The sequence below is a fragment of the Streptococcus pseudopneumoniae genome (assembly GCF_001068775.1).
In the GTDB taxonomy this organism is placed as follows: Bacteria; Bacillota; Bacilli; order Lactobacillales; family Streptococcaceae; genus Streptococcus; species Streptococcus pseudopneumoniae_N.
Genome location: NZ_JWAJ01000009.1, coordinates 1 through 930, shown reverse-complemented (window position 1 = coordinate 930; position 930 = coordinate 1). Strand labels below are relative to the sequence as shown.

Below are 930 nucleotides of genomic sequence, written 5' to 3'. Positions count from 1 at the left end.
ATCCGCACTAACGACGCGCGCACCCAAAAACATCAGCGCTGCAACAGCAACTGAAGCCGCACCAAAGCTATATTTACGAATAGAAAAGCGTAAAACTTTTTCTCGTTTTTGGCGTTCGATACGACTCATGGATGATTTTTTATCCATTCTATTGTCTCCTTTTTTTGAATTTGCTCACCTGAAATACATATTGTTTATATTCACAGACAAAGCTATCCAAGTATAATTGTATACTTTTTTGTGGGAATAGGCAAATAATTTCGCGCTTAAATCAAACTTTTTTTAGTTTTTATGCATCTAAAATAATTATATTTGATTCACCCTCTATTTTTCCTTGATAGTATTGGATTATTTTGATGTTTTCATTCTTCAAACTATTAAAAATGAATCATATTTAAAATATCACTCAAACGATTAGCATTATTATCGGCGCTTCATTTTATTGTTTTCGTATTCTTTTGCCTTTAAAGTTTGTTTTATTTAAAAAAATTCGAAATAAATTGTATATAAGTTATTTACCTTTTATCCTTCTAAATAAAACTGGAGTTTTTCCTTTCTGTAGAATAAATCCATTGTAGCTTATCGTATTAGTTGTTTCATAATACAATACATTCCTCGAGGATAACGAATGGTAAATGCTCAATACCACCCAAATAAAAGCGCTGAGTCGGTCAATTAAGCTCTAAAACTCATCTTAAAACAGCATCAAATTCTTTCCATCAAGACAGACAATGGAGCCGAATTCAACCGCTTGGCTGATGTGTTTTCTAAGGAGCATGTCTACTATACACATCCCTACGCCTCATGGGAAAGGGGAACTAATGAGAATCACAACCGGCTCATTCGTAGATGGTTACCTAAGGGAGCTATAGTAGATTGAACTTAGAATAGTACGCTACGAATTCTAAAACATTTTTAAAAATTATTTTG

General features: G+C 32.8%; 1 protein-coding gene and 1 pseudogene. One reads left to right on the top strand and one right to left on the bottom strand.

Going from position 1 to position 930, the window contains the following annotated elements:
• On the bottom strand, positions 1-147 hold a 147-nt coding region (locus tag ADF68_RS10230), incomplete at its 3' end, for a YSIRK-type signal peptide-containing protein (RefSeq protein WP_414716169.1).
• A 502-nt stretch (positions 148-649) separates the two neighbouring features.
• Here ADF68_RS10230 and ADF68_RS10225 point away from each other — a divergent pair.
• Positions 650-865, top strand: a pseudogene (locus tag ADF68_RS10225) (IS30 family transposase); the annotation flags it as partial.
• Positions 866-930 lie beyond the last annotated feature (65 nt).